This is a genomic window from Phaeodactylibacter xiamenensis, assembly GCF_000759025.1.
Lineage (GTDB): Bacteria > Bacteroidota > Bacteroidia > Chitinophagales > Saprospiraceae > Phaeodactylibacter > Phaeodactylibacter xiamenensis.
In genome coordinates, this window is record NZ_JPOS01000039.1 from 347,871 (window position 1) to 372,254 (window position 24,384).

General features: G+C 53.2%; 15 protein-coding genes. 3 read left to right on the forward strand and 12 right to left on the reverse strand.

Translation table 11 applies throughout. The features are described from left to right. Nucleotides 1-175 precede the first annotated feature (175 nt). The 5 genes from IX84_RS17875 to IX84_RS17900 form a co-directional block, all read right to left on the reverse strand. Nucleotides 176-2,728: a T9SS type A sorting domain-containing protein gene (locus tag IX84_RS17875; RefSeq protein ID WP_081968823.1), complete on the reverse strand. Its 2,553-nt coding sequence runs from the start codon at nucleotides 2,726-2,728 to the stop codon at nucleotides 176-178. A 459-nt stretch (nucleotides 2,729-3,187) separates the two neighbouring features. After that, entirely contained in the window at nucleotides 3,188-7,525 is a 4,338-nt protein-coding gene (locus IX84_RS17885; protein WP_044223729.1) for a T9SS type A sorting domain-containing protein, read from the reverse strand. A gap of 278 nt (nucleotides 7,526-7,803) precedes the next feature. After that, nucleotides 7,804-8,523 (reverse strand): ion transporter, encoded by a 720-nt coding sequence (locus tag IX84_RS17890; RefSeq protein WP_202965266.1) that lies wholly within the window; start codon nucleotides 8,521-8,523, stop codon nucleotides 7,804-7,806. A gap of 93 nt (nucleotides 8,524-8,616) precedes the next feature. Then, nucleotides 8,617-11,094: a replication restart helicase PriA gene (priA, locus tag IX84_RS17895; RefSeq protein WP_173426313.1), complete on the reverse strand. Its 2,478-nt coding sequence runs from the start codon at nucleotides 11,092-11,094 to the stop codon at nucleotides 8,617-8,619. 36 nt (nucleotides 11,095-11,130) lie between these two features. Beyond that, a complete protein-coding gene (locus IX84_RS17900) occupies nucleotides 11,131-11,916 on the reverse strand; it encodes an SH3 domain-containing protein (RefSeq protein WP_044223731.1) in 786 nt (261 codons plus the stop codon). 157 nt (nucleotides 11,917-12,073) lie between these two features. On the opposite strand from IX84_RS17900, the gene IX84_RS17905 reads away from it, so the two are divergent. Next, a complete protein-coding gene (locus IX84_RS17905) occupies nucleotides 12,074-16,078 on the forward strand; it encodes an ATP-binding protein (protein WP_044223734.1) in 4,005 nt (1,334 codons plus the stop codon). A gap of 711 nt (nucleotides 16,079-16,789) precedes the next feature. Continuing rightward, the gene (locus tag IX84_RS33000) at nucleotides 16,790-16,975 is read left to right on the forward strand and encodes a hypothetical protein (protein WP_152605125.1); all 186 of its coding nucleotides are present in this window, start codon (nucleotides 16,790-16,792) and stop codon (nucleotides 16,973-16,975) included. A gap of 245 nt (nucleotides 16,976-17,220) precedes the next feature. On the opposite strand, the gene IX84_RS17910 is transcribed toward IX84_RS33000, so the two are convergent. The 7 genes from IX84_RS17910 to IX84_RS17940 form a co-directional block, all read right to left on the reverse strand. Continuing rightward, nucleotides 17,221-17,916: a hypothetical protein gene (locus tag IX84_RS17910; RefSeq protein WP_044223736.1), complete on the reverse strand. Its 696-nt coding sequence runs from the start codon at nucleotides 17,914-17,916 to the stop codon at nucleotides 17,221-17,223. Between the two features lie 63 nt (nucleotides 17,917-17,979). Beyond that, on the reverse strand, nucleotides 17,980-18,684 hold the full coding sequence (locus IX84_RS17915) for a DUF5683 domain-containing protein (protein WP_044223738.1): 705 nt from the start codon (nucleotides 18,682-18,684) through the stop codon (nucleotides 17,980-17,982). A gap of 141 nt (nucleotides 18,685-18,825) precedes the next feature. Continuing rightward, nucleotides 18,826-19,338: a DUF6155 family protein gene (locus IX84_RS17920; RefSeq protein ID WP_152605126.1), complete on the reverse strand. Its 513-nt coding sequence runs from the start codon at nucleotides 19,336-19,338 to the stop codon at nucleotides 18,826-18,828. An 83-nt stretch (nucleotides 19,339-19,421) separates the two neighbouring features. Further along, a complete protein-coding gene (locus tag IX84_RS17925) occupies nucleotides 19,422-20,387 on the reverse strand; it encodes a hypothetical protein (RefSeq protein ID WP_044223743.1) in 966 nt (321 codons plus the stop codon). A 327-nt stretch (nucleotides 20,388-20,714) separates the two neighbouring features. Next, a complete protein-coding gene (locus IX84_RS17930) occupies nucleotides 20,715-21,668 on the reverse strand; it encodes a ParB/RepB/Spo0J family partition protein (protein ID WP_052516161.1) in 954 nt (317 codons plus the stop codon). Between the two features lie 25 nt (nucleotides 21,669-21,693). Beyond that, entirely contained in the window at nucleotides 21,694-22,494 is an 801-nt protein-coding gene (locus IX84_RS17935; protein WP_044223745.1) for a ParA family protein, read from the reverse strand. Between the two features lie 207 nt (nucleotides 22,495-22,701). After that, complete coding sequence (locus IX84_RS17940; RefSeq protein ID WP_044223747.1) at nucleotides 22,702-23,382, reverse strand: metal-dependent hydrolase; 681 nt, start codon at nucleotides 23,380-23,382, stop codon at nucleotides 22,702-22,704. A gap of 306 nt (nucleotides 23,383-23,688) precedes the next feature. On the opposite strand from IX84_RS17940, the gene IX84_RS17945 reads away from it, so the two are divergent. Beyond that, on the forward strand, nucleotides 23,689-24,225 hold the full coding sequence (locus tag IX84_RS17945) for an NADPH-dependent FMN reductase (RefSeq protein WP_044223749.1): 537 nt from the start codon (nucleotides 23,689-23,691) through the stop codon (nucleotides 24,223-24,225). The last annotated feature ends 159 nt before the right edge of the window (nucleotides 24,226-24,384 follow it).

The following is a 24,384-nucleotide window of genomic DNA, read 5'->3' on the forward strand; positions in this document are numbered from 1 at the left end:
TAAAATTACTACAATATAACAACAACAGCCAAACACTTGGTTCGTTTACGGGCTAAACACCTGATTTTAGTCCAATTACAGGCAAAACATAAAGCATTCTACCGCCAGCTCCCAGGTATTGATTTGCAGGCTGAAGCCGCACAATTGCCTGCAAAGGCCTTTGTTTTTTGCAAGCTTACTGAACAGACAGCAGTTTCCGTTCCGTTCCGCCTGCTCCGGTCATTTCTACTACATAGGTGCCGCTGGCGATGCCTTCCAAATTAAAAGTCACTGACATTTCAGCGTTCTCCTGCCGGGCAACAGACCTGCCATCCACAGACCAGAGTTGGAAAATCTTGTGCCCTTCCAGCGTAGTGCGCAGCTGGACTTTTGTTCTGGCCGGATTAGGAAAAACCTGTAGCCTGTCCATCGGTACCTGCTGTCCGGTCGTTGCTCCGGGAGCACTAAACGAATGGCAGGCCGGATCCGCACTCAGGGTGATGGTTTCCGAAACCCGGCAACCATTAGGCAGTTTTACCCGGAGGGCATACTCGCCCGCCACACTGGGAGAAGTGTAGGGAAAGGTCAGGCAATTGCCTGTCTGTATAAACCCTATGGGGCTGATCCAGAGGTATTGATTATCGTCAGGCAGGCAAAAACTGAAAGCTTCGCCCGGACAAAAAGCCAGGGGTTCGTCCGGGATGACATCTCCTGGTACTTCATCTACAAAAATAGTCACTGCATCCACTCCGGTGCAGCCCTGTGCATTGGTTACTGTGACTTCATAGATTGTGGTTTGCGAAGGAGTGGCTACCGGGTTTGGGCAATCCGTACAGTCCAGCCCGGCAGCTGGCACCCAGCTGATGACTGCGTCTGCTTCAGCCTCGATAGCTAAGGCTATTCCGGCAGCACTGCAAAGCAGCGTGTCTGGCCCGGCATCCGGTTGCGGGCAGCTATTGGTCACGCATGTCTTTTCCACTACCTTGAGCGGGCAGTCGCCTTGCCCTTCTATTGTCAGTTCCAGCGTGGCAGTTTCACCGGGAGAGAGATTGTCGACTGTAAAAGTTGAATTTCCCGTCATTTGACCGATCTGCCCGGTAAGCAGGATGGGAAGGTATGATGTATCAGCTGCCAGAGCCGCCCATGAGAATGCGATACTGTTTTCAGTAGTGCTGCAATAAATCTCAGGTAGGGTGTTTACTACTTCAACCTCCGCTGCCGGGATGGGGCAATTGTTGAAGAAAGATTCCAGAAGATAAGTGCCCGTTTGAAGCACTGTCGGGTTTTGAAGGTCAGAAGCAAAGTTGTCTGGGCCCGACCAGTTATAGGCCATTCCGGTAACACTCCCACCCACATTAGCCTGCAGTTGGTAAGGGTCGTCGGCAAAGCAGGCAGGCAGGAAAGTGGCAGCCACATCTGGCAAATCGGTAGCTGGTACTTCCACGCTAAGCACTTGTTCATTACCCCCTGCCTCAATAACAAACTGATAGGTGCCCGGGCATAGGTCACTAATCAGGGTATTAACGATCGGCCCGGCACCACTGAATACGGGCTGCCCATCGGGGCCGAGGAGGGTAATGTTGCTATTGTTGCCTCCAGATAAGCTCAGGCGGCCATTGCAGAGGGCAGGGCAGGCAGGCTGTACAACGGTTATGCCAGGCTGAGCACTGACCGGTGGTACAGCGGTAGCAAAAAAGGCACTTGTGGTAGCCGGAGCGCAGCTTTCCATCATCCATGAACCGGACGTGCCATCGCCTAGCATCATGATGCTCAGGTTAAGATTGGCTTCTTCGGCACTATTGAAAGTTGACCGGACGCGGACCGTCCAGCAAAATTCAAGATCTATAGGTGCAGGTGCAAGGTTGCCACAGGGGCCGTCGCCGAAATTATTGCCGGGCAGCCCGTCGCTGGCGGTTGCGCCGGGGCATAGCAGCCCCCTTTTGCTATCAAAGGCAAAGCCTGGCCCAAAGATATCGTTGGTATTGCAGCTTTCCCAGTTTTCGTACCAGTTCCAGTTGCCGTCCGGTGCCGTACAGGCGGTGGGGGCGGTGGTCTCCAGCGTAGTCAGGTCCCAGCCCAACCCAAAGTCAATGTCCAGCCCATGCAGCCATTCCAGGCTAAAACCCGGTGCCCAGAGCGTAGGCGTATAGCAAAACGTGACTTCCTGTCCGGTTTCATAAGTGCCGTTTACCGGGGCTGGGGTTGCTGAGAGTTGGCCGCGGCGCTCTCCACATATGCTGCAGTCATTTTGAGATTTGATCTTCAGGCTGAAGCTGCCCTCCGCCCCAAAGTCTCCGGTACTGACCAGCAGGTAGTATTGGGATCCGGGTTCGGTTCGGGCGCTCAGCGTAGTGCCCAGTGTTCCGGGGGCTCCGCTTTGCAGCGCGACGGGGAATTTTGCATTGCAGGCATTTCCTTCAAAAAGGACGAGCACGGGTTGTTCCAGCGCGCCGGTCATGGAAATTGTGGTTTGATTAGCCACAGCGATAAAGGAGTACCAGACATCTGCACTGTTGCTGTTAAAGGTAAGCCCCTGTACCGGTTGGCTGAGGCGCAGGGCAGGTTGCGTAGGCGTAGCTGCCAGTGTTGTGCCCGATAGCCCTGTCTCGAAAGACGCATCATTAGGGCAGTTGATCACCTGCCCCAAATCAATGGGAATGGCGGTTGCGCATAAGTCGTTTTCCGGTTGTCCAAAAGCGTTGGTAGTGACCGAAGCGAAAAGGCAAAGAAGCGTAAAGAATCTCCTCATTGTCCAGACAAATAATTAGTGAGCTAATTGGAAATGTATTGGCTGATGCCCCATACAGGGCTATTGCGGCAAATCCACAATGGGCTCAATACCAGCTAAGGGGGGCTTGAATAGGGGGGCTGCATTTGTGTCCTGGATGTTTGGGTAGATTAGTTGAAATTACTCCTTAATGTTTGTCCGGTTGTGTTCATTTTCAGGTAAGACCCGGAAGGACGGGTTTTTGCTGCCCGGTGTGGAGGTTTTTTCTCAATTGCCGGTCTGTAAACGCCTCATTTTACTGATAAAGCTTTGGTTGATAGTGTTTTGGGAGACAGGAAAAAAAGGGGTCTCCCTAACTGGCCAGAAGCGCTTGTTTGACCTGAGTCATGACGGGAAAAAAGCGGGAGGAAGGTTCCTTAAATGAGAAAAGGGCAACCAATCACATCAGTTGCCCTTTCCATTTGGTATATCAATATAGCCTTACCGGCTGATGATCAGTCGTACCTGCTCCGTCTTTTGCGGCGTGAACACCTTCAGGAAATAGGCTCCGGCAGGGAGTTGCTCCACCGGAAGGGCCCACTGTTGCCCCTCAAACTGATGGGAGGCTACCATTTGTCCGGTAGCGCTCCAGAGTTGCAGCGTTTTAAGTCCTTGCAGTGGAGTGAGCACATTGACCTCATTTGTAGCTGGGTTGGGGAAGACCTTCAGCATGCTGAGCCCGGAAACGTCATTGCCCGGAAGAGGAGCGGGGGCGCAGTCGTCGACAAAGACCACAGCCTGGGCGGTTGCTGTACAGCCAAAGGTGTCCGTAGCCGTCAGGACAAAGGTTGCCGTCTGAGGCACGCTGCCCGTTACCGTTGGGCAGGTCGAACAGTCGAGGTAAGCTGCAGGCGACCAGCTCAGGCTGCTGGCATCCGGTGCAATTGCGGTAATGCTGAAGGTATCATTCGGGCAAACCGTTTGCAATTCGGGGATGATCTTTACCTCCGGTTCCGGTGCAGCTATTAATATAAATGCCTTAATGAACCGGCAGCCATTGCTCCGCATGAAAGCGTAGTAATTGCCGGCATCAGCCGCTGTGATGTTGCTAAAGCTCAAACACTGATCGGTCGCGATAAAGGCATTCGGCCCAATCCAGTAGTGGATGTCTCCGTCCGGCATGCAGAACTCGAAAGCCTCGCCGGGGCAAAAGGTAACCGGCTCATCCGGTATGTAGCTGCTGGGGAGCTGCTGCACGTAAATGGTATACTCAATGGTGTCCGTGCAGCCTCCAGCATCGGAAGCAATCAGCTGATAGGTCGTTGTTGAGCCCGGCGCTGCAGCAGGGGCCGGGCAATCGGTGCAACTCAGGCCAGTAGCTGGGGACCAGCTGTAGGTACTCCATTCTGGGGTATCTGCAAAATCCAGGATGACCGAAGCTCCGTTGCAAATGAAAGTGTCTGCCGGCACATTGATCTCCGGGCATACCGGGGTAGTCAGGCTGCATCCTGCAGCGACCTCGTATTCGCCACAAGGGCCATCCGTCTGCACGGTAAGGAGAATCTCAACCGTATCTCCGGTGTTTAACCCCGGAATGCTAAAGCTGTTGCCTTCTAACACCCCATTCTGCCCGGAGGCTACCACCACGCTGTAACCAATATCCTGATCCAGTGCAGGCCAGGAGAAGACCAGCGTGTCCGCCACAGAAGTACAGCTGATTTGTCCCGGGGACAATTGACCGGCGACCTCAATGAGAGAGGTGTCACTTACGGTACAGCCCTGGTCCGTGTAGGTGTAAATCAGCTCGTGCAAACCCGCACCAGCTACTTCCGGGTCAAAAATCAGCCCGGTACTGTCCAGACCGGGGCCAGACCATTGGCCTTCGCCCTGATTAGTCCCACCGGCAACGTCTGCCAGCAAAGCAATCGTCCCATCGCTGATGCAAACGGATTCTGGAACGAGCGTAAAGAGGTCCAGTACACTACAATCAGGAGTCGTACAACTCGCTGCGACTGTGGTTGAGCAACCGGCGTTCTGGCTGACCTCCAGATTGATGCTTACGGTTTGTCCGGGAGCCAGGCCAATGATAGCATATTGATGGTCACTTTGGAAAAATCCTTCCGGTCCGTCCACTACGGTGACTGTATAGGAATAATTGGTGTCCAGTGCCCAGGAAAAACGCACCGCGCCCAGGCGGGATTCGCAACTGATGACTGGGGCAACCGACTCAGAAACAGGCGTGATGGTAAGGCTGTCCGTGCCACTGCATCCGGTAATCGTATCGGTAGCGGTTAGGTAGTAAGTAGTGGTGCCGTCAGGAACGGCAAGCAGGCTGTCGCCTAAAGTGCCATCTCCCCATTGCAGCTGTCCTGCACCTGTGCCCGTCAGCCAGACGCTGTCCAGCCCACAAAGTGTGTCCGGGCCGGCTATTTCAATATCAGGCAGGGGGCTCACATAAACCTGAAATGCAGGAACAGATTGGCAGCCAAAATCGAAGGGTGGCAGATAGGCTGCGTCTGCCGGTGGGCTGACGAGGGTATCCCACAGCAAAGTGTCGGTCTGATACAGCTCAAGCAGGACCTCATCGCCCGCGCAAATCAGCACCTCTGCGGGATTATAAGTGAGCTGAGGATCGGGATTGACGGTGACTGTTACGGAGTCGGTATGGGTACAGCCAAAAGCATCGGTTTGGGTAACGGTATAAGTCTGAGTGGTATCAGGTGTCACGGTAATGCTGTTGGTCGTATCTCCAGTGCTCCAAAGAAAGCTTTCGCCACCGCTTGCACCAAGCATAGCACTTTCGCCTGCGCAAAGTTCCTGGTCCTGGAACACGAAAAAACCATTGCCGGAAGCAACCGCCACATTGGCTGGCAATACCGTGCTGCAGCCATTGTCATCCGTCACTGTCACTGTATAGGTAGTGTTGCCGGAGGGGCTTACGGAAATCTGCTGAGTGGTGTCTCCGGTACTCCAGCTCCAGCTAGTGCCCTGATCAACGGACAAGGAGGCGGCTTCTCCAGGACAAAGTGTGTCGCCGGGCAATACGGACAGGGTAGGGGATAAGGCAATCTGGAAAACTACATAGTCCATTCCGGTACAGCCATTCGGGCTAACTCCTTCCACCTGATAAATGGCCCCATCAGTTGGCGTAACCGTCACAGAATCAGCCGTGGACAAAACAGCGTCACTGCCTGCTTCCGTCCAGGTCAGGCTTTCAGCGGTGCCAGTGGAAGTCAGGGTGATGCTTTCTCCCGGGCAGATGGTCAGGGTATCCGGGCCAAGCTGCACGATTCCTATATCACTGATCGCTGGTATGGTGAAGTGGTAGGGCGCTGCGGGGCAACCATTGACGGTAACCTCCAGGGTATAATCACCGGGGAACAGGGCAAACGGGTCAGGCGTGGTCCGCACATAGCCATTCGGGCCGGTCCACAGGTAAGTGATATCGCCATTTGCTGGCTCTACTGTGGCGCTTAGTGGAATGGGCTCCCCTTCAAAGCAAGGCAAAGTGAAGCTGGCAGTAGCCGCAGGTACAATACCAATACTGATTTCTACCAATTGCTTACGGGTTTCATTACTGGTGTTGTCCACAATCAGTATTTCGTATAGGCCCGGGCACAATCCGGAAATGGTATCCGGTCCGGGAATGCTGGTGGCCAGGTATAAAAGATTGCCGCTGGTGTCAGACAGGACATAATCCCAGGGGCCTGCCCCTGCGCCGGTAAGCGCCAGGCTGCCGTCGCAGTTTTCACCACAGCTGGCATCACTAATGTTGATCTCAGGTGCAAAAGCGTCCGGGCAGTACAGGCTGGCACTGAAGGTCTCGGTCACGGGGTTATAACAGGCCGTTTGCCCCCACGCTCCGGAAAGGCCATCACCCAGCAGTCGTGCGCCCATATTCAGGGTGGCAGGATAGCCAAATTCTGCCGTCGGGCAATCTGCAGTAGTTATGGTCCAGCAAAACTGCAGGGTGTTGTCATTTCCCACACCGCCAATATCCGCGCAGCCGAGCCCGTCCATGCCGCGGTTGTTGCCCGGATTGCCGTCCTGAATGCCATTTTTGATTTCGTCAAAGGCAAAGCCAGGGCCAAAAGCATCGCCGGTCGCCTCGCTGAGCCAGCCGTTGTACCAGCCCCAGGTGCCGTTGTCCGAGCAGGAAACGGGGGGCTGCGGCAGGAAAGTGGCCATGTCCCAGCCTTCGTCGAAGTCAAGCTCCAGCGCGTGCAGCAACTCGCTGTTGGGCGTGCTGGACCAGCGGTCAACGGTGAAGCACATCTGCACTTCCTGCCCGCCCGGATAGCTACCGTTGACCGGAGCAGGGGAGGCCGTAAAGTAGCCATCCCGGACCAGGCTGCAGGGGCTGCAATCGGTAGTGGAGGTAACCTTGAGTTGAGCAGAGCCTGCCCCACCTGCAATGAGGAGGTAGTAGGCTTCATTTGGGCTCACGCTGGCCTGCAGGGTAGCCTCTGTTGCTCCCGAAGCGCACCCAATGGGTATCAGCTGCTCGCAGGTAGTTCCCCGGAGCAACACCATATGAGGCTGGTCAATGCCGGAAAGCGTCAGGGTCAGGGTATTGCCTTTGGGCAGGAACGTGACCCAGATGTCGCCATTGGCAGTAGCCACATCCGGATTGGCACAGTTGCTGGCATTCAGATAAGCCGAGGGCAGGGCTTCTTCCAGGCTGAAGGTGAAGGTGTCTGTTTCAATGGAAGATTCAGGACAGGTGGAAGGCAGGCTAAGTTCGATAGGCAGGGCCTGTTCACAATTGTCGAGGGGGTGCTGCGCCCAAAGCGGGCTGCACAACAAGCTGCCAAGGAGCAGCATCAGGGACCTAATCATTGTCGTCGTTTTTAGGATTATGTATTCGTGAAATCTGTTGTTGCGATCCCGCAAAAGCAAATGACCGAATGCGGAACGGTGCAAAACCTCGTACAATTCTGTACGCTTTGAAGTCCGTTCATTTTAGTTTTTGGTATGCTAAAGATACGAATAAATGGGGAAAGGTGATAGACTGATCAGTGATTTTCCAGGTCACAAATAGGTGGAAACTAATGGTGGACCGTTACAGTGTTCGGCTTAGGTGTCCAATAAGAAATATTACTGGAAAGCCACATTCATCACTGATGATCTATTGGCTTTTTCCCACAGTGCGGGCAGGCCGTTTCCTCCTTTTTCGAGAGCTCCTCCGAAAAGCCGGAAGCGAGGATGCCGGTGGGCAGCGCAAACAGCCCGATGCCGATGACGGCGATGACTCCACCCAGCAACTTGCCCAGGGCAGTGACTGGGTACACATCTCCGTAGCCTACGGTGGTGAGGGTCGCGATGCCCCACCACATGGTCTCGGGTATGCTGGAGAAGACCTCGGGCTGGGCTTCGTGCTCAGCATAGTACATAAGGGTGGAGGCGAGCAACAAAAGTAGCGTGGTGAAAGTCAGTGAAATGCCGAGTTCTTCCCGCTTGTCGCGGAAGACGATACTGATGTGGTGCAGGGCTTTGGTGTAGCGGGAGATTTTGAATAACCGCAACAGCCGGAATAACCGCAGTGTGCGTGCAATACGGAAATCAAAGCCGAGCAGGGGCAGGTAAAAGGGGAGCACGGCCAGAAGGTCAATCAGGGCAAGGGGTGTCAGAGCGTAGCGGAGGTTGCCGGTGAAGGGCTTGCGGTATTTCGGATCGGCATTGGCAGACCAGACTCTTAGCACGTATTCCACCGAAAAAATGATCACCGAAACGAGCTCGAAGTAATAGAAAAAGGTGGCATGTTGCTGGTAAATGGGCTCTACCGTTTCCAAAATCAGCGCCAGTGCATTCAGGCTGATCAGGGTGATGAGCAGCATGTCTAACCCACCAGCTCAGGTCTCCCTTTTTCCGGGAGAGGTTTAGGATTTCATAGGTTCGCTGTTTCAGGCTCATGTCCATTGTTTTTGATATCAGTACGGGTCTACGTCCACGCTCACCCGCACATTGCTCAGCCCTTTGGCTTGGTTGAGGTATTCAGTAGCTTCCCGGATGCTGGCCTTGGCATAAGCCAGCTTTTTGGGGTCTTTTGGTACTTTGATCATAAAATCCAGCAGGTAGTAGCTTCGTATTCTTGAGACATAAGGCACCGCCGGGCCCATGGCCCAGTCTCCCAGCCGCTTTTTCAGCACTTTTTCGAATAGCTTGGCTCCATCGTTGACGGTAGCGGGCTTGGTGTGCTTAAGCGTGATGCGGATCAGGCGCACGTAGGGCGGGTACTGGAACTGATTGCGCTCCATCATCTCCCGGGTGAAAAAGCCGGGGTAATCTCCTGCCAGGACTTCCCGCAGCACCGGGCTTGTGGTATTGAAGGCTTGTATGATGACCTGTCCGCGCTTGTGCTTACGCCCGGCCCGGCCAGCCACCTGCAACATGAGCTGAAAGGCCCGCTCCCCCGCCCGGAAATCCGGGAACTGCAACAGCTGATCGGCACTAAGCACGCCCACCACTGCGACCTTCTCAAAATCTAGCCCTTTGGTCACCATTTGTGTGCCCACCAGGATATCGGTACGGCCTTCCTCAAAATCATTGATAAGCCGGGCGTGGGCATGTTTGCCGCGCACCGTGTCGAGGTCCATGCGAGCTATGCGTGCCTCCGGCAGGTAAATCTTAAGCTCATCCTCAATTTTCTCGGTACCAAATCCTTTAATGACCAATTTTTTATCGCCGCAGGCCGGGCAGGACGAAGGCAGGTTGGTCTGATAGCCGCAGTAATGGCAGCGCAGGTTGTTGTGGTATTTGTGGTAGGTCAGGCTGACATCGCACTGAATGCACTCCGCATGCCAGCCGCAGGTGGTGCAGCGGTAGGTCGGGGAATAGCCGCGCCGGTTTTGGAACAAAATAGCTTGTTGCCCCTGCTCCAGCGTGGTTTTCAGGGCATCGATAAGCACGGAGGTGAAGTGGGATTGCAATTTGCGCTCTTTTAGTTCCTGCTTAGCATCCACAATTTTCATTTCAGGCAGTTGCAGCCCTCCGAAGCGCTCCGGCATTTCCACGAGCCGGTACTTGTCCTTTTTGGTATTGGAAAAGGACTCCAGCGATGGCGTGGCGGTGCCCAGAATGACCTTTGCGCCGTGCAGATGTGCCAAAAAGACGGCCGCATCCCGGGCATTGTACCGCGGGTTGGGGTCGTATTGCTTAAAGGAAGGGTCATGCTCCTCGTCGACCACAATGAGCCCCAGCTTGGAAAAAGGCAGAAAGAGGGCGGAACGTGCCCCCAGAAGTACGGGTTTGCCATTGAGCACGCTGTTCCAAAGCTCCACCCGCTCGTTGTTGTTGAGGCGGCTGTGGTAAACAGTAATATCATCGCCAAAAACCCGCTCCAGGCGGGAAACAATCTGCGTAGTCAGGGCAATTTCCGGCAATAGGTACAGCACCTGCTCGCCCCGGTCAATGGTTTCCTGAATCAGTTCAATGTAGACCCGGGTCTTGCCACTACCGGTCACCCCATGCAGCAATACCGGTTTGTTGTCTTCAAATCCGGCGCGTATTTCAGCCATTGCCCGGGTCTGTTGGTCAGAAAGGGTGCTGGCTTCGATGGTCGTTTCTTCATATCCGCCAATTCGGCTGACCTCATGCTCATACAGTTCAAAAATACCTTTTTTCTCAATGGCTCGCAGCACGGTACTATCCACACCCGCTTTGTCATAGACATCTTGTTTGCGCACATGGTCCAGCCCTCTTGAAATCTGAACGTAGGCCATCAGTGCTTCCACCTGACGGGTAGAGCGGCTCAGTTTGGTGAATGCTTCTTCCAGCAGCTTGGGCTGAGAGGCATAGGGCTCCTGCAGGCGGACACAGCCTATGGTTTTGGGCTTGTATTTTTGTTTGAGGTCTTCCTTGAGGTAAAGAATACGCTTGTCAAGCATCCGGCGGATGAGCGGGTAGACCGTTTTGCGCTGAAGAATGCCGCGCACATCATCAATCGTGATCTCCTTCTGAATCGTCAGGGCTTCCGCAATTAGGTATTCCTGGTCATTCAGGTCGCTGAAGTCCTGCCCGAAGAGGGGGCTGAGGCTGAGAATTGTCTCACTGCTGAGCTTGAGATTGGCCGGCAGGGCAGCGTTCATGACCTCCCCAAGGGTGCAGAGGTAATAATCCGCAATCCAGCGCCAGAGCCGGACCTGCGTTTCGTTGACGATGGGCGATTCATCGATGACGGATAGCAGCAGCTTGGGCTGATAGGCGGCCGGTGGCTGATTGGTAACTTCCATGATGAGGGCGCTATACCGTTTGGCTTTTCCAAACTCCACTTCTACCCGTTTGCCGAAGTCGGCTTCCGGTACCAGGGGCTCCGGTACTTCGTAGGTAAACGGTTTAGGTACCGCCAGCGGTAGGATGACGGTGACGTAGGTTTGCGTGGCCGGTGCCGGGTGTAGTTGTTCTTCCAAAGGGATTGCGTTTGAGGGCAAGGTAGCCAATTTAGGTTACTCTCCGTGGATCAACTGTGTCATTGCCCATTGCTGTGGCCCTGTTTTTTCAAATTGGGCGCGGTAGCCAGTAGGGCGTGCCACAAATTTACCATATACAAACCCCACTTTCCTCCCGGATAGTTCAATACGGGACCACGGGTGGGTTTCCCCGCCGATGACTTCGGTCTGATCGGTCGTTTCGAGGTATTGGACGAGTTCGTAGGAAACGGTATTGACAATATCGCTGTTGAGCCTCGGCTCACTGCGTATGCGTACACCACTCCCTGTGATAGCGGCATACTCGTTTTTGGAAAGTTCCTCCGGCCAGGTGGCAGCGTAGTAGGGGGCTGTGAATACCCGGCCGTTGTTGCTGAAGGCTCCTCCGGCTTTTAGCAGTTCCTCCAGTATGGGCCAGATAGGGAGACTGTCGGCGACGGTAGGAGTAAGCCCGTAGTGGCTCACCAGGCCTGCTACGCCCGGTTCTGTTGCTCCTGAAACCTTGATGTCTTTGTCCACGGCATCCAGCAGCGCAAAAACATCGCGTTCCTGCACGGCTTGCAGCAGTTGTTCGCGAAAAACGAAGAAGGCAGTGTCCATAGAGGCTTCGTCCACCGGATAAAGTTTTTGGCGTTCCTGTACCTGTCTTGCAGGCAGGGTGTCGGTGCGCATCAAACGGTATTGCCGGTACAGTTGGCGCAGGGAGTCGAGTGGGATTCGGCTGGTGGTTTCGGCGGAATCCGGCTGTGGGGAATCGCCCCCGCAGCCAGAGCCCAGGATGAATAAAAAAATAAGGATGGTCATGCAGCCTCTCATGATGTTTGGTTTCCGTTTGTTGGATATTTGCTAACTCCTAAAGTTAAAAGATCATTTGCGGATTCAGCGCATAGGGCAAACAATGATTTAGGATTAATGGGCCTCAGGCGTTCTTATTTTTCAGTTATTTCTTGCAAATAAGTGCATGGAGTTCGATATTACAGGTCTGTACGGAGGCACCTCTGACAAAACCCTGGATATGCGCAGCCTGTTAACTATACTTTTATTTTTTCTCCTCTCCCTTTCGGGGAGCTCATTGTTGGCACAGCAGTATAAGGTGTTTGGTTACAATGAGTTGAATGGCATGCAAAATACCCTGATCAAAGCCACTGCTGTAGACCCGTTTGGGCTGATTTGGCTGGCTACAGACGGCGGGCTCATCCGGTACGACGGTAATCAGTTCAATTCCTTTCGTGATAAGATCCCCACGCCTTTTATCAAAGATATTCAGCCGGTGGGAGAACGGCTCCTGGTTTCCACAGACGAGGGCTTGTATTGGGTTGAGCCTTCCCTGCAGTCAGCTGTTATTAGAAAAGCCTTTCCCGATCAGCGCATCCGGCTGACCAAAAAATTATTCAAGGATGAACAGGGTCGTATCTGGGGCAGCAACAACAACAACGTCTTTTGTATAGAAGGCAAGGCGATAAAAATCCACCCCTTCAGCGCGGAGCATCACAGTGAGGATTTCACGCTCTCCTTCAGTTTTGCTGAAGATGGCCGGGGACATTTATTCACCGTGTCCAAGAATGGTGCCCTTTTCCGGTATGATAAGGAGAATGACGCATTCTCCGGGCCGCTACATCAGCTTCCGGTAGGGGCTAATGCTGCATTGCAAGTGGGCCGTGGAAAAATCTGGGTGGCCACTTATGGTGGTGTTTATCAGGTATTGCTTAGTGAAACAGGTACGCTGGAGCGTGTAGAACAGCTTAACGGCATAGGGCCGATTGCTATGAGACGGCTCAGGGATGGCCATGTAGTGGTAGCGGTGCGCAATGATGGTATTTTTCGATTGGACGAAAATGGGCAGGTTTATGCGCTCAAACAAGATTGGGAAGTCTCCTCATTCTCCTCTTTAAGTGAAGGCATGAACGGAGATCTGTGGGTAGGTACCGATAATGGATTGCTGCTGCTCAAGCCCAAGTCGTTTGAATCAGCTTTTCCTGGTCAGCTGGGCAACCGCTATATTCAGAATATAACCCACTTTGAGGGGAAGACTTATCTTTCAGATGGAGGGCAGGTTTTTGTTACCGCTACAAACAGGGCGGAGGACAGCAGCCTTCAGCCTTTTTTTCGCCCTCCCTTTGAGGTGTATACCATGGTGGCCACGCCTTTCGGGTTATGGCTGGGCGGAGCCGGAGGCAGGGTGTTAATGCTTAGTTGGGATAAGCGCTCGCAAAAGACTTATGACCTATCGGGTTACGGCAGGGAGGTTTTTAATATGGCTGTTGATCCGAAGGGTCGGATATGGATCTGTCAGGCACAGTCTTTGGGGCTGCTCAGCCTTGAGCCTGATGGTAGCATGAAAGTATACCAGGAACAGGAGAATGGCTGGCCCGACAATCCTGAGGCTCTCCTTTTTAACCCTCAGGACAGTCAGTTATACCTTGGAGGAACAAGCGCAGATCAGCCGCTTTTCCGGTTTGACGAAGCTCAGGGGCGTTTCCTGCCGGTAGAAGGACAGCTTGACGTCGATAAGGAGCAAGACTTCCGGGTTATTGACCTGGCGTACAGCACAGATCAGGGGATGGTACTGGGGGCGTCTCTTGGCCTGTTTCAATACAAGGAAGGAGAATACTCAGCTATCGCTTCTGAAGAAACCAATGGTATTTCTGTCTCAGCAGTCTCCATTGGTGCTGACAATGAGATCTGGTTTGCTACTGCAAACGGGCTGAACCTGCTGCAGGATAATGTGCTGCTCACCTACACGACTATGCATGGCTTGCCTTCCAAAGCTATTAACTGGAGGAATATCAAGGCTGATGGCTCAGGAAGTATATGGGTGGGCACGCCCAACGGGCTAGCTGTTTCTGCTCGGCCTATGCCCGATAATAATACCGATCAGCCATTGCTGCTGCAGGTGGAGTCCTCCAAAGGGGTAGTATACGAAAAGGCCCGCAACCGCTCTGAAGCAGATATGGATGACTATCTTTCGGTACGCTACCTCAGCGTAGGTTATCCGTCCACGCTCACCGAATACCGCATCCAAATAGCAGGAGGGCAGGAAGCCCCCCGGACGATCTATACCCGGAATAATGAATTGTCTTTTTCTGACCTTAGCAAAGGGGTGTCTGAGATCACCGTTCAGGGCCGTCAGTCTTCGGCTCACCGCTGGAGTGAACCCTTAAAATTTGACCTGCAAATTTCTACGGTTTGGTATAAGTCCTGGTACGGTATTCTGGGGTTACTCGCAGCTCTGGGGGCAGTAGCCTTTTTTGTCAATATGGTACGGCAGACCCACTACGAACGGCAAAGCAAACGCCTGAGCCAGTACAACCAGGAACTGGAAAAGAAAGTGGAAGCGGGCCGGCAGGATTACCAGATGCTGGTCAACTATATTGGGGATAGCGTGCTGAAGGTCAATACGGAAGGCGAAGTGCTTTATACCTCGCCCAGCTGGCTGGACAACTACGGGTATACCTCCGAAGAGACCGATGGACACCGCTTGTCCTTGTTCCTGCACCCGGAAGATATTGAGAAAACTATCCTCGCCCTGGAGGCCCTGAAAGAGGATGACGCGCAAAGTTCGTTCGAGCTGGAACACCGCTTTAAACACCGGAATGGGGCATGGCTCTGGGTGGAGACCAAAGGTGAGCTGGAGCCCCGCTCCGGAGAAATTGTACTGATCAGCCGGGAAATTACGGAGCGCAAGATTTCAGAGCAACGCCTGCAGAGCCTAACGCAGATGCAGAAAATCCTGATGGATATCTCTTCCAAGTATATCAATCTGCCGCTTGGAGAGGTCGCTTCCGCTATCAATATTTCCTTACAGCAGATGGGCGAGTTTGTAGATGCGGACCGGGTCTACATTTTTGATTATCACTTTGAGCGGGAGACTTGCACCAATACTTACGAATGGTGCCGGGTGGGCATTGAGCCGGAGATCGATAACCTGCAGGATGTTCCGCTTGAATTACTGCCCGATTGGGTGGATACGCACACCAAAGGACTCCCAATGTATATTCCGGATGTATTCGATTTGCCAAAGGATTCGGGTATCAGGCAGGTATTGGAGCCACAGGGGATCAAAAGCCTCTTGGCCGTACCGCTTATGAATGGGGAAATGTGCATTGGTTTCGTAGGTTTCGATTCGGTCCGGCACTGGCATCAGTACACCCAGCGGGAGATCACCCTTTTGAAGCTTTTCGGCCAGATGCTGGTCAATATTCAGATGCGTACCCAAAAGCAAAGGGACCTGGAGCAGCTGCTTGAGAAAACAACGGATCAGAACGAGCGCCTTCGGGAATTTTCCTTCATGACCTCACACAACATCCGGGCTTCCGTCGCCAACCTGCTCGCGCTAAACGAAATGATCAAAGCAGAGCCTGATAACCGGGAATACCTCGAAATGCTCGATTTGACGACTAAAAAGCTGGATACGACCATCTCGAACATCAATCACCTGCTGAATTTCGAAAAGGAAATCAACCAAAAAGATAAGGAAGACTGCAACCTGGCGGAAACTATTGGGCGTGTGATTGATCTGAACAACCAAATTATCAAAAAGCATAACGTAAAGGTGTCTGTCAATGTACCGGGAAAAATAACGGTGAGCGCGATACCCGCTCATTTAGACAGCATCTTTCACAACCTCCTTACAAATGCGATCAAATATGGTACGACAAAGACCTCCAAAAACATTATAATCGAAGCTCACTTGCATAACGATACCGTTACGGTTTCTGTAAAAGATTTTGGTTTGGGTATTGATCTGGACCGTTTCCGCGATAAACTCTTTCAGCTGGGCTCCAGGCTGCATGTTGCGAGTGCCGAGGGGCAGGGTTTAGGGTTGTACATGACTAAAAATCAGATTGAAGGCCTGGGCGGGCAGATAGAAGTGGAAAGCGAAGTGGGCAAGGGTACTACTTTCAGGGTTACACTGCCCATAAAGGCGGTTGATCTTGCTGCTTCCGGTACCTTGCCAGAAGTGTAATGGTGCTTGTAGGTAAGGGTTTGGGATTCGAGCGGTGCTGGTGGGAAGGTTAAAAGTTTAGAGGTTAGGGTTTAAGGTTTAGAGTGGGGAGCGTTGCCGGTCAGTGGGCAGGCTCGCCCGGCGCTCTCCCTTCGCCGGGCGTGCTTGTTGGAGCAGGTCATGAGATTCGAGCGTTGCCGGTGGGTGTGGCTGGACGCTTACATTTCGTACCTACGGCACGAGGCGATGGTTGGTCTTGGAGGTTACCGACATTTTGCCCCTATGGGGCATTGATGTGTTAGGTCTGCCGGGGCGGTGGCGGGTAAAAATGGAAAATGTAAAACTGAGAAATGTAAAAGTGGCGAGCGTTGCCGGTCCCTGTGGCTTGGGGAATTACAACGCCGGGGGCTCTCCCTTTCTCCGGCGTTGTGTAAGCAGTACCTAGCCAGGGTGGCTCGGGCTTTCACATTTCGTACCTGTCTGCCATGGCCAGCCAGGCAGGCCTACGGCACTGGGCGTTGGTTGGTCTATGAGGTTACCTACATTTTGCCCTTCACGGGTCAGTGGGCTGGGCTGGGCCTTGCCCAGGGCCAACCTTGACCTTGGCAGGGGCTTCCGGGGCAGACCGTTGGCTGTTTCCGGGGGCGATGGCTGGTTAGCCTGGGGCGCGACAATTAATTGTCGTCTCAGGGAAGACCGGGCAGAGCGCTCAACCTTAACCTCGGTTAGACCTTGCACTGGACCAACCTCAACCTGGGCTGTGGCTTCCTGGTCCGACCGTTGGCGGTTTCCTTCCTGGGGCGAGCGTTGCCGGTCGGTGTGGCGCTGTTTTTAGGTAATGGAGAAGGTTGGATGTCTACCCCCGACCCCCGCCAGGATGGAAATAGTTTTGTCCGTACGGAGGTTATTGGTGTATAGCGGGCAACACCAGCCTTCGCTTGAGGCTTGGGCTGACGGGGCGAGGTTTGCCGGCCGGTAGGCAGGCTCGCCCGGTGCTCTCCTTTCACCGGGCGTGCTTGTTGGGGTGGGTCCTATGTTGCGAGCGTTGCCGGTCGGTGTGGCAGCCTCACCCGGCGCACTCGCTGTCCGACGTAGTTTTATACGCCAACGAGATATCATAAGGACGTGATCCTACCGCCTTCTTTTTGAGCAGCGAAGTGTTTTCATCCGTTCCCCTCGGGTGCAGAACGGGCGATCCGAAGCAGGAAAAATCCCGTGATGACGCCCACGCTAAGTCCTCCGGCAATGCCACCCAGCGCACCCGCCAGCAGGATAAGCGGCCAGCCTGTGTTGGCATCCGACCAGCTTGCGCCCAGGAAGATGAACACCATGCCCAATGCCCAGCCGAGGGCATTGGCGGGGATCCAAAGCATAGCCTCTTTGCGCAGCCCCTTCAGTGGCAGCCACTGAAAGTAGCCGAATAAAGCACCGAGCAATAGCCCCATCAAAGCTGCCATGCTGTAGTAAACGAGGGGAGACGGTTCCATGCCGGGATCGGTAGCGCCATTTCCTGTAAGGAAAAGGGAGGGCAGCATACCCAGCATCCACGCGGTGACAGCTGCTGCAATTGTATACGCCAGCCACTGCTTCCAGGCAATTTCCGGGAAAATTTTGCCGATAAGGCGATACTGGAAGTAAGCGAGGATGCTGCCTTCCAGGGCACCCGCCATCAGCATGAAGAACAGGTTGAGCATACGGTCGGAATTACTTGCCGGTTCCCCCAATAATAAACGGTGGGCAATAGCAATAGCAGCGGCTGCGGTAATGCCCAGAAATTCTCCCGTGCCACAGGCGAGTACCCATTTTTTCCAGGTGCCAGGGGGCAGGCCAGGGCGGCCATTGGGGATATACTGCGTCATCTTGTGTGTCGGTTAGTCTGCCGCAATATTAGTGGATCATCGCTATCGGCGTACTGATTTTTGTTACCGGGCAACGGGCAGGGGAGGAGGGGCTTTTCGGTTGAGCGGAATCGTGACCCCCAGCCCGATGGTAGGTGTATTGAAGCCATTAAAGTCCAGGGTAGGCTTGATTTCCATTCCGATGTCGTCGTCTATATCAAAGCTTTTGAGGTGAGCGTCCACGAAAGCTTCCAGTGCCTGCAGGGTGTAGACGAGGAACATGCCCACATAAGCCATCTGTGTGTTTTTGTCAAACTCGTCGCGCAGGGACCGCAAGGCCCGTTCATTGTCTATTGAAGTGCCTGAAAATTCATGCTCCATGGTATCCCGCTTCAGCTCCAAAGCATCCCGCAGCCGCCGGTAGTTAGACTGATTGTAGTCGATGGTGAGCCCCATGCCCACCACCGCGCCGTAGACGAGGGGCAGTTTCCACCAGCGCTTGTTGTAAATCTGCCCGCCACCGGGGATAGCCAGGGAGAGGATGGCGGCTTTGCGCGGAGAAGGGTAGTCCTGGGTGAACCAGTTTTTCCGTTTGGGCCGTTGCACCGTATCCGTAGCGGTTGCATCTGCGGCAACGATAGCGGTGTCTGGGTACTCCAGGCTGGAAGGCGGGACCTGCCCGGTGAGGGTTGTTGCCCAAAAGAAGAGAGCCGGTGCAAGAAACAGGCGGAAGATGTCAAGCTTGCCCTTCAGTAAGTCATACTTTTCTGATATTTTTATCGGAGCCATATCTTAAGCTGCGCTTTTTCCAGGTTTGAAACTACAAAAGTAACGCAAAAAACGCTCCGGCATTGAAAAAAGGGTGGGTATTGGGAAAGGGTTAACGTTTGGGGGTAGGGGGTGACGGCTTTGGAGACGTGAGAGGAGCCATTATAATTCTACGTATTTATCGTAGATATATTTCAATTCATCATGAATGCCCCAGCCCAGCCCAAAAGTTTTACTCAACATCAACTGAGCGTAAGATCGAAACTCAGTGGACAGTTGTTCCTTTTGCATGATTTTGCAAGCCTGTTCGAAGCCGCTTGCCAGAGAATTGTAGAAGGGTTCGTCTATATCACCAAACTCCAAAGTGAAATCTATCATCACTTCTGTGCGATAGAGCCACAGCTCTACCACATCTTTGGGATGGGTAGAGATTTTTTTAAACTCGGTAATCACTTTTCTGGATGCCCCGTTCCCAGCCCTGCCGAAGCCGCGTTTCGGGAAATATTCTGCTTTGATTTTATCTTTGTACTGCTGTAGAATTTCAGCCGTACTTTCATCGAGTTCGAGCTGGTAATATTCTCTTACGGGTTTGAAGATATCGTAGAGCTTTTTGACCTCCTGCTCTAAATCCTTTCTTGAAAGGGTTGACAGATACTTGTTCAACGATCGTTTCAAAGTGTAGTTTTTAAGTTCAGGTTGATGGATGCCGGGTAACAATTTATAGTCGGCCTCTGACTATATAAGCTCAGATGAACAGCTTAGTTCGAAGTGATTTCACACTTTCCGGCCCTCAGGTCTTTCTCCACCTTCTTGAATTTGATATCCGACCGTACTTCCCCATCCGCGTAGCGGACAGTAATCTTCTGGTTGCGACCGATACCTTTGAAAGGGTCTTCGGGAGGCGTGGTGTTCCGGGGCTGCTCAGCAAATGCCGCCATCTGCCGTTGCATGAGATAGGCTTCGATAGACTCTTTGCTTGACAAATCGACTCCCTGCTGCATGGCCTCCATCATCATCGCTTTGGCGGGGCCCCAATTGCTTTCCTTAGCGGCCTCCACTGGTATGCGGTCTTTGATCTCTTCAACGGTTTCGATCAATTCAGCTGCATTTTTAATATGCCCGGCATCGCCCAAAAAGCGCAGGAATGCAATGACGACCTTCCCATAAGGTCTAAATTCTTCGGGACGTGCGGTGACTTTCCCCGGCGCCCATTCCAGGCAAACGGCCCTTACATGCTCCGGTGCCCATTCCTCCGGTAGCACGCACTCGTAATTGTACAGGTAGTTCAGGAAGGAGTCCACTGCCATACTGACGTTGCTGGTTTCGAACTCCGCTATCGGCTCAAAGAACGGGCTTTCGCGGAAAGCAGTTTTCCAGGCCTCCTGCTTTGCCACCCAAAGGCTTTCCTCCGTCAGTTCCAGTTTTCTCTCCCGGTCGACCAGCCGTTCAATTGCGGCCATAATTTCCTGCTCTGTGCTTCGGCTAGGCGCATGTTCCAGGTCTTCTGCCTTGAAATAATATTCCACCACCTCTTCACCTCTTTCACGGACATGGGTTAAGTATTCGTCAGAAAGGGAGTCGATGGTAGGCGCGTCGAGCCCCATACCATAAAGCCCATCTTTCTCATTCACATGGAATATCTCCCCGCCCCAATTTTCGGCGATTTCTCCGGTATCCAGTACTGTTCCCGGTTTCACGCGTACAAAGTCTCCTCTTTTGAACATTGGATCTAATGATTTTCTGGTCTTTTAATTCAGGCGGGAAATTATAGAAATTTACGGGGTATTGCAATAGTTTTTGGGACTATGCATGCCTGTCGCCGTTCTGCCCGCTTCCAAGATTCCGAAAGTTGCCGGGATGTGGCGCCTGGAGAATGGCGGAAACATTTGCCTGAAAAGAATGATCTTTTAAATCCATCAGTACTATTCGGGGAGAGCCCCTTTTTGAGCTCTGCCTACGGCGGATGGTGTATTGTACAAAGGGGGCAGCTATGCCCAAAGCACCAGATATTTTTCAACAGGAGATGATTTTTCCAGCTTCCACAGGGGGGCTCAAATATCCACCTCCAACTCCTCCAACAGCGCATTCAGCTCCTCCACAGAGCCAAACGGCACCACAATCTGCCCCTTTCCGGCCGCCTCGTCCTTCAGCTTGAGGTCAATGCGTTTGGAGCCCAGCTTGGCGCGGAGCTCATTGAGGATGCGCTGATAGTTGTCGGGCAGGGCCTTTTTCTTTTTGGTCTGCTTGCTGTACTCGCGGACTAGACGCTCGGTGTCCCGGACGCTCAGGCGGCTTTCCAGGACTTTGTCGAGGACTTTCTTTTGCAGCAGCTTGTCTGCAATGCCGGCCAGTGCGCGGCCGTGGCCCATGCTGATGCCGCCCGACTTCAGGGCTTGCATGACTTCGAGGTGGACGTCGAGGAGGCGGAGGTAGTTGGTGATGGTAGCCCGCTTTTTGCCAACACGCTCGGCCAGCATCTCGTGGGAGAGGTTGAATTCCTCAATCAGGCGGTGGTAGGAGAAGGCAACCTCCATGGGGTTGAGGTTTTCACGCTGAATATTTTCCACCAGGGCCATCTCGGTCATTTCCTGGTCGCTGGCGATGCGGATGTAGGTGGGAATCTCCTCCAGTTTGGCGAGTTGGGCGGCGCGCCAGCGGCGTTCTCCGGAGATGATCTGGTATTCGTGGTCGTTGAAGCGGCGCACGGTGATGGGCTGAATGAGCCCGTAGGTCTTTAGGGAATCGGCCAGTTCCTGCAGGGCTTCCGGCTCGAACTCCTTACGCGGCTGGTCTGGGTTGGGGGCGATTTGCACCACGGGGATCATCGCTACGGTGTTGGCGAGCTCTTTGCTGACGCCTGCCGGGTCATTTTGGATATCTTCTTCGGTGATGTTGAAGTACGACAGCCGCCCGCCGCTGCCTGTGCCTTTACCGGCAACGGTACGCAGGGAGCTTCGCAAATCATCTGCACTGGGCTTTTTCTTCTTGCTGATGCGTTTGGCCATAGGTTATTTGGTTTTGGGAACGTGACTAATCTGCCTGCAGAGTGGGCACACCTTCCATTTGATCGTTATTGTTGGTCAGAAACTCCCGGGCCAAATTGAGGAAGTTGATGCTGCCCCGGCTGCCGGCGTTGAGCATGACTACCGGCATGTGCAGGTTGGGCGCTTCGCCAATTTTGGAGTTGCGGTGGATAATGGTGTCAAATACCTCATCTTCAAACATCTTCTGTACTTCTTCCACCACAATATTGGCCAGCCTAAGCCGGGTGTCGTACATGGACAACAGAATGCCTTCGATTTCCAGGTTGGGGTTGATTTTCTTTTGCACCAGGTCGATGGTCTCCCGGAGCTTAGACAGGCCTTCCAGCGCAAAAAACTCGCACTGCACCGGTATGAGAATGGAGTCGGCGGCGGTCAGTGCATTAACGGTGATAAGCCCGAGGGAAGGCAGGCAATCGATGAAGATGTAGTCGTAGTCGTCCCGTACCTGATTCACCACGTCTTGCATCAGGAACTCTCGTTTCATCTGGCTGACCAGTTCGATTTCGGCCCCGACCAGGTCGATGGTGGAAGGGATGATGTGCAGGTTGGGGGTGTCCGTCTCGTAGATGGCCTCCTCCGTTTCCAGTCCGCCCACGAGGCAATCGTAGATTGTCGTTTCAATGTCTTCCGGCATCACTCCTACGCCGGAGGTGGCGTTGCCCTGCGGGTCGGCATCAATGAGCAGGACCTTTTTTTCCAGGATGGCCAGGCTGGCGGCCAGGTTGATGGCGGTGGTGGTTTTGCCTACGCCACCTTTTTGGTTGGCTATAGCTACGACTTTTCCCATAATCTGAATCCATGTTGATGGCCCGGCAATACTGTCCGGCCCGCTAAAAAATGAAGGGTGAAGTAGTGTGCTTCGGCTGCTTGGTGGTTGTAACACCTTAGTAACCTCACAGTACCGTTACTGGTATGCTGCGAAAATATTGGTTACCTGGCCGGAAGAACAAAAACGTACTTCACCCTGCTGTGAATGATACAGGTTAATACCGCATCATAGTTCAAGGCTTTCGCCGATTGCTGGCAAAATTAACGCTTTTCCTTTAGCATCAAAAGCTTTTTGCGCGGCCTTATGGTCTATTTTAATATACCCAAAGGTGTCGTAGTGACAGCCGACGACCCGGTCACAGTCGATGAAATCGCAGGCCATCAGGGCATCTTCATACCCCATGGTGAAGTTATCACCTACAGGCAAAATAGCCACGTCAAGGGCCGGGCAGGTCATAGGAATAAGCTTCATGTCCATGGTCAGGGCGGTGTCGCCGGCAAAGTAAAGGCAGCCTTCCTCATTCCAGATAACGAAGCCGCCGGGGTTGCCGCCGTAGGTGCCATCAGGCAATACACTGGAATGGACAGCATTGACATACTTGACGATACCAAAGTCGAATTTGACCTTGCCACCGTGGTTCATAGGGTGGCCTTCCAGCCCCTTTTCTCCGTACCAGCTGACGATCTCAAAGTTGGAAATGATTTTGGCGCCGGTACGCTTGGCAATAGACTCGACATCCACCACATGGTCCTGATGCCCGTGAGAAACGAGGATGTAGTCGGCTTTTATCTTGTCCACCTCCACCTCAGCTGCTAATTCGTTGGGTGAAATAAAGGGGTCGAAGAGGATGTGCTTGCCCATGGTTTCCAGCCCGAAGGCGGAGTGGCCGTAGTACGTTAGTTTCACTATTTTTTGCTTTTGGTGATGATTTGATTTTATCTGTGCTTGAATATAGGAAAATTGGTTAGAATCAGAAAGTGTTAAACATTTTTAGGGCTCCAACTGTGTATACTGACGATTAAGTGGTTTGCTACAGCAAACCTACTCAATGTCTGCCTGCGTGTCGGTACTTCGGCAGACAGGTCAGCATTTACGCTGGGAAGTGGCTCGCGTTTGTCCTGATAAGCTACGCTTCGTCACGGATCAATGTTGCAAACCACTTCATATTGCGTAAACTATGTCTGTATTTCAAACGAGCCGCTAAACAAAATTATGATAACCGTTATATCCGGTACCAACCGAAAGGGCAGCGAATGCCTGAATTTTGCGAAATTGTACGCCGACTTGCTGCAAAAGCATACGGAAGAAGAAGTGAAGCTACTGGCGCTCGAGCAAATCCCGCACGACTGGTTCCATGCGGCGATGTATTCCGAACAGTCGCCTTCTGTTGCCGCCCTGCAGGACGAGTACGTGTTGCCGGCTGATAAAATGGTGTTCGTAATGCCAGAGTACAACGGTAGCTACCCGGGCTCAGTGAAGCTCTTCATTGATGCCTGCTCGGTGCGGGAGTACAGCCGCAACTTCCAGAATAAAAAAGCCGCTTTGGTGGGTATCGCTTCGGGCAGGGCAGGCAACCTGCGCGGGATGGACCATCTGACCGGCGTCCTCAACTACCTGGGTATGACGGTAATGCCCAACAAACTGCCCATTTCCAGCATTTTTAAACTAAAAAACGGCAACGGCGAGATCGCTGATGCGGACACCCTGAAGGTGATGGAGGCGCATGCCCGGGAGTTTGTGGGGTATTAGGGTTGTGGTGTTATGGTTTTGTCTTGGCTCAGGCTCAGGTTGAGGTTGGTCCTGTGCCAGTCCTATGGGAGGATGAGGTTGAGACCAACCGGGGCCCTCTGCAGGGAGCGACAGTAAACTGTCGCCTCAGGGGAGCCATCAGAGCGCCCTCAACCTTAA